Source organism: Micromonospora tarensis, from assembly GCF_016803395.1.
GTDB lineage: Bacteria > Actinomycetota > Actinomycetes > Mycobacteriales > Micromonosporaceae > Micromonospora > Micromonospora tarensis.
Genome location: NZ_JAEVHL010000332.1, coordinates 1 through 5,567, shown reverse-complemented (window position 1 = coordinate 5,567; position 5,567 = coordinate 1). Strand labels below are relative to the sequence as shown.

5 protein-coding genes and 2 pseudogenes are annotated in these 5,567 nt (G+C 73.2%); all 7 read left to right on the top strand.

Annotated features, from left to right (window positions below; all coding sequences use genetic code 11):
- The coding region (locus JM949_RS33040; protein WP_203151981.1) for an SbcC/MukB-like Walker B domain-containing protein at positions 1-932 on the top strand (932 nt) is incomplete at its 5' end.
- Positions 929-1,886 (top strand): annotated as a pseudogene (locus JM949_RS33035) (hypothetical protein). The gene JM949_RS33040 and the pseudogene JM949_RS33035, both read left to right, overlap by 4 nt.
- A gap of 18 nt (positions 1,887-1,904) precedes the next feature.
- On the top strand, positions 1,905-2,762 hold the full coding sequence (locus tag JM949_RS33030) for a spermidine synthase (RefSeq protein ID WP_203151980.1): 858 nt from the start codon (positions 1,905-1,907) through the stop codon (positions 2,760-2,762).
- Positions 2,763-2,883: 121 nt separating this feature from the next.
- Positions 2,884-3,576 carry a sigma-70 family RNA polymerase sigma factor gene (locus JM949_RS33025; RefSeq protein ID WP_203151979.1) on the top strand — a complete coding sequence of 231 codons (693 nt, stop codon included), beginning with the start codon at positions 2,884-2,886 and terminating at the stop codon, positions 3,574-3,576.
- Positions 3,573-4,355: an anti-sigma factor family protein gene (locus tag JM949_RS33020; protein WP_203151978.1), complete on the top strand. Its 783-nt coding sequence runs from the start codon at positions 3,573-3,575 to the stop codon at positions 4,353-4,355. Before JM949_RS33025 ends, JM949_RS33020 begins: the two co-directional genes overlap by 4 nt.
- A 200-nt stretch (positions 4,356-4,555) precedes the next feature.
- A complete protein-coding gene (locus tag JM949_RS33015; RefSeq protein ID WP_203151977.1) occupies positions 4,556-5,203 on the top strand; it encodes a hypothetical protein in 648 nt (215 codons plus the stop codon).
- Positions 5,204-5,329: 126 nt separating this feature from the next.
- Positions 5,330-5,567: pseudogene (locus JM949_RS33010) on the top strand (DNA-3-methyladenine glycosylase 2 family protein); the annotation flags it as partial.

Genomic DNA, 5,567 nt, shown 5'->3' with positions numbered 1-5,567 from the left:
CCGGGAGACCGCACGTCAGGCCCGCGCCGGGGGTGGACGCCGCCGAGGAGCGGCTCCGGGCCGGGTGGCGAGCCTTCGACACCGCCCGGGACGGGCTGGCCCGATTCGGTCCGCCGGCGACCGACCGGGACGACGTGGCCGCCGCGTGGGCGGCGCTTACCGACTGGGCAGCGGTCGAGGCGGACCGTCGCCGCGCCGAGCGGGCCGGTCGGGCCGCCGCCGTCGCCGAGGCCGAGTCGGTGGCCGACGCGGTGCAGCGGGACATCGCGGCCCTCTTCGCGGCCGCCGACGTGCCGGTCGGGGACGATCCGGTGCACGCGGCGACCATCGCGGTGGAGCGGGCCGACGCGGACCGGCGACGGCTCGAAGAACGCCGCGAGCAGGCCGGGGCGCTGCGCGAGCAGCGGGCCGGGCACGAGCGCGAGGCGCAGGTGGCCCGTGCGCTCGCCGGGCACCTGCGGGCCAACAACTTCGAGCGGTGGCTGCTGGCCGAGGCGTTGGACCTGCTGGTCGACGGCGCGTCGGGCATCCTGCGGGAGCTCTCCTCGGGGCAGTACGAGCTGGTGCACGACAAGGGCGAGTTCGCCGTGGTCGACCACCACGACGCGGGGCTGCGTCGGGGCGTGCGGACCCTCTCCGGCGGTGAGACGTTCCAGGCGTCGCTGGCGCTGGCGTTGGCGCTCTCCGAGCAGTTGGCCGGGATGTCGACCACGGCGGCGAGCCTGGAGTCGATCGTCCTGGACGAGGGCTTCGGCACGCTCGACGCGGCCACCCTGGACACGGTGGCGGCCACCCTGGAGAACCTGGCCGCCCGGGGCGACCGGATGGTCGGCGTGGTCACTCACGTGTCGGCGCTGGCCGAGCGGATCCCGGTCCGCTTCGAGGTGCGCAAGGATGCCCGGTCCGCCCGGGTGGAACGGACGGGCCGGTGAGCGACGCGGCGTTCTTCGTCGATTCGTGGGATCCGGCCTACGGCGCGTCGTTCGAGGCGTCCGCCGCTGGTCCGGCCGCGCCGAGCAGTCAGCAGGTCGACGCGGACGTGGAGCTGCCCGCCGTGGACTGGCGGGCGATCGGGGTACGCTCCGGGGTCCGCGCGCCCGACGTGGTGCTGCTCGTCGACGGTGTCCGCCGGATCGACGCGAGTATCTGGACGGCGGAGAGCGACGGTCTGTCGTTTCCCGGGTTGGCCGCCTCGTACGCGGCCGGGGTGGTCCGGTGTGACCTGGGCAGGGGCGCGGCGCAGCTGGCGGGCACCCGGGTGGGTCGGGGCCTGTTCACCGCGAGCCCGTCGGCGCAGGACGTGGTGGCGGGCGCGATCCGTTATCCGGTGCACCGGGTGGGTGGCACCGGCGAGCTGGCGAAGTTGCCGGCCGCCGTGCAGGCTCCGCTGACCGCGCTGGAGGTGGCGGTCTCCGATGCCGCGCGGGTCGACGGTGACCTGCTGGTGGTGGACGGCCCGCTGCGCAGTCGCCGACAGTTGCCGCGCACCCTGGGGTACATCAAGACGCAGCACAGCCAGTACCTTGACGCCCGGCTGACAGCGGTGGTGACCGGCCTGGCGTCCGGTGAGCGTTCGCCGGTGTTCCGGCTGGGCACGCCTGGGGTGGTTGGTCGTGGTATTTGCGGCTGCCGGTGGCGATCGGCGCGCCGTGGGCGGGGATCGTCCGGGTGGAGTGCTCCGCCGATCTGCCGTCGAGGCGGCGATCGAGCTGGCCGACCTGTCGTTGGTGACGCTGCCCCGCTTCGCCTCCACCCCGTACAAGGACCCCCGGGCACCACAGAACCTGATCCCGATCGCCGGCCTGGAGCGCCGACTGCGTGCCCTGCTCGGTGATTCCCGGCTGCTGCACCGCGCGTTGACCGCCGCGGCCCGCGCCGCCCGTTGACCGTGGGCGCTGGTCGCGATGGGGCGTAAACGGGCAGCTGACCGGGTGGTCGAGCAGGTGGACACCGGGCAGGCGGAGCTGGTCCCGGACCCGGACCGGGCCGGCTCGTGGACGCTGCTGCTGGACGGCGCGCCGCAGTCGCACGTCGACCTGACCGATCCCACCCATCTGGAGTTCGAGTACGTGCGGCGGCTGGCGGCGGCCGTCGACCTGATCGCCCCGGCCGGCGCGCCGCTGCGGGTGCTGCATCTGGGTGGCGGCGCGCTGACCCTGCCCCGCTACGTCTCCACCACCCGGCCCGGTTCCAGCCAGCGGGTGTCCGAGGTGGACGGCGCCCTGGTGGAGCTGGTCCGTCGGGTGTTGCCGTGGCCGTCCGACGCCCGGTTGCGGGTCCGGGTGCAGGACGCCCGGGCCGTGCTCGCCGCCACCCGGGAGGCCAGCTACGACGTGGTGGTCGCCGACGTGTTCGCCGGTGCCCGTACGCCAGCGCATCTCACCTCGGTGGAGTACGCGGCGGAGGTGGCCCGGGTGCTGCGCCCCGCCGGTTGGTATCTGGCCAACCTGGCCGACGGTCCGCCGCTGCGGCACGCCCGTGGGCAGGTCGCCACGGTCCGCTCGGTGTTGCCGCAGGTCTGTCTGGTCGCGGACGCGGCGGTGCTGCGCGGGCGGCGGTACGGAAACCTGGTGTTGGTCGCGGGGCGGACCACACCACCGGTGCCGGAGCTGTCCCGGCGCGCGGCCGGCGACTGGTTCCCCGGCCGGGTGGTGGCCGGTGACGAGTTGGACCGGTTCGCCGGTGGGGCGGCCGTGGTGCGGGACGCCGACGCCACCGGCTCCGACCCGCCCCCGCCGGGGCTCTTCTCGGTACGCCGCTGAGCGTCCACCCGACACCGGGGAAATTTTTCGCCGTTTGTTGATCCGCTCCGGCCGGCCGTGCGTACCACCGGGCGGCCCACCCCACGGGCCGGCGTTGGTCACGGACATCCCGGAGGTCTGCATGCACGCAGTGGCGGCCGGTTGGCACGGCGACGCGGTACGCGCTGACTGGTTGTCGGCGCGGCCCACGTCACGGTCGACCTCGTCTGCCCGAGGGGTCGACGCGCGTGCGACGTCTCGCCAGAATGGTCCGGTGACGCCGCGACCGGCGCCCGGGCGCCATCAGGCGACGTCCACCGAGGCCAGCCACTCCGACCAGTTGATCCGGTTGCTCTATGCCGAGCACGCCGGTCCGTTGCTGATGTTCGTCATGCGCCTCACCGGGGGGGACCGGCAGCGCGCGGAGGACATCGTCCAGGAGACGCTGCTCCGGGCGTGGCGCAACGCGCACCGCCTGGGCACCCAGGGGCAGGGGTCGTTGCGGCCCTGGTTGGTCACGGTGGCCCGTCGCATCGCCATCGACGAGCACCGCAGCCAGGAGGCCCGGCCGCCGGAGACGTACGACCGGGACCTCACCGCGTTCGCCGAGGCGGACAGCACCGACCGGGTGCTGCGCACCATGACGGTGGCGGACGCGCTGCGTACGCTCAGTCAGTCGCACCGGGAGATTCTGATCTCGACGTACTTCCGGGGGCGGACGGTGCCGGAGGCCGCCGAGGAGCTGGGGCTGCCGCTGGGCACCGCCAAGTCGAGGGTCTACTACGCGCTGCGCGCGCTGCGCACGGCTCTGCAGGAGCGGGGGGTGACAGAATGAGCCGGCCGGATCACATGGACGTCGCGGCGTACGCGCTCGGCGTGCTCGACGAGCAGGACACTGAGCGGTTCGAGGAGCATCTCGCCAGCTGCTGGGCGTGCGCGGCCGAGTTGGAGACGATGGTGCCGGTGGTCGGGCTGCTCTCCGACATCGACGGCGAGACGATGATGGCGCTGGAGCAGACCGCTACCGATCCGGCGCTGCTGGACCGGACGCTGGGCGCGGTTCGGGCCGACCGGCGCCGTACCCGGTTTCGGCAGCTGCTCGCGACGGCCGCCGCGGTGGTGGTCTTCGGTGGCCTGACCGGGTATGGCTTCGTCAGCGTGGCCGGCGACGGGCAGTCGCCGGGGGTGCTGGCCGAGTCTACGCCGAGCGCGCCGAACGACCCGCCGACGAGTGCGCCGACTGCCGCGCCGAGCGGCCCGGGTGTGGGTGGCACCGAGGAGGAGGGTGACCAGGTCGACGCGACCGACCCGACGACTGGTGTGCAGACGACGATGTTCCTGGTCAAGCGGGAGTACGGCACCCGGATCAATTTCAGCATGCGTAAGCTGCCCGGCCCGCGTATCTGCCGACTGGTGGTGATTCGCAAGAACGCCAGCACCGAGGTCATCTCGACCTGGTCGGTGCCGGAGGGCGGCTACGGCACCAACACCAGGCCGCAGGGCCTCGAACTGAGTGCGTCGACGTCGGCCCTGACGGCCGAGATCAAGCAGCTCCAGGTGCAGTCGGTGGATGCCAATGGTGTGGCGAGTCCGCTGGTCACCGTCCCGCTGTAGTTCGCGTGCCGTATCGGCGCCGGTCATTGACACAATGGCCGCGCCGATCTGTCGTTGCGGCCGACACCCTTTCGGGGGCGTACGTGTCGTGGCTCGATTCGGTTCAATCAATCTCAGTGAAATTGACCACTGTTACTTGTTCAACCTTGACAGCCTGCCCGCCGTACCAATGGGTGAACTGCCAAGAATGAGGAGGGCACGTGGCACAGATGAAGCGGACCGTCATCGTCGCGAGCGCGATGGTCGCACTAACGGCCTGCGCTCCCGCGGGTTACGACCCCGCGAGTTCGAGCGCGGCCGAGCCGGTCGCCGTCGCCGCGGCCGAACCCACCGCGTCGGTTGAGGCGGAGGCGTCGCCGTCCGCGGAGGCCCCGGCCGCCGATGCCCCGCCCGCGAACGTCGACCTGACCGAGAAGTTGATCGGCAAGAGTGTCGCCCGGATGGGCAAGGTGGTCACCGACCAGGACGGCTGGATCCTGTACCGCTTCGACAAGGACACCGCCGACCCGCCGTCGTCGAACTGTGTCGACAAGTGCGCCGAGGTGTGGCCTCCGGCGCTGACCGACGGCAACCCGCAGCTCACCGGCGTCTCCGACGACAAGGTCGGCAGCGTGACCCGGCAGGACGGCACCCGGCAGCTCACCGTCGGCGGCTGGCCGGTCTACCGCTACATCGGCGACAAGAAGCCCGGCCAGTGGAAGGGCCAGGCCGTCGGCGGCACCTGGTTCGTGGTCCAGCCGGACGGCAAGAAGAACCTGAGCTGCCTGCCCAAGGGCACGCCGAAGGCGGTCGCGCCGCCGGCGGACAGCGGCACGAGCGACGCCGGCGGCTCGGGCTACTCGTACTGAGCCTGGTCGCCACGAGGTCACGGTGGTCGGTCGTCGCCGGGGAGGGCGCGGCCGACCACGTCGTGCGCGGGACGTCGGCGTACCGGTGGTGCCGGCGTCCCGCCGCGCCCGTGGCAGAGTGGGCGGGTGACCGCCACCGAACCCGCCGCGACCAGGGTGTTGCACCCTCCGGTCGGCTACCGGCTGGCCGCTTCGGTCCGCGCGCTCACCTTCAGCCCGTACGACCCGTGCGCCCGGGTGGCCGCCGGCACCTTCTGGTGGGCCACCCGCACCCCCGGACGGGCCGGCCACGCTCGCCCTGCGGCCCGCCGGCGGCGCGTTGCTCGCCGAGGCTACGGGCCGGGCGCCGCGCACGTCGCTGGCC

Bases quoted from the DNA above. Each gene is read 5' to 3' on its own strand.
- JM949_RS33030 (WP_203151980.1), top strand. From the start codon at position 1,905: ATGGGGCGTAAACGGGCAGCTGACCGGGTGGTCGAGCAGGTGGACACC.
- JM949_RS33025 (WP_203151979.1), top strand. From the start codon at position 2,884: ATGCACGCAGTGGCGGCCGGTTGGCACGGCGACGCGGTACGCGCTGAC.
- JM949_RS33020 (WP_203151978.1), top strand. From the start codon at position 3,573: ATGAGCCGGCCGGATCACATGGACGTCGCGGCGTACGCGCTCGGCGTG.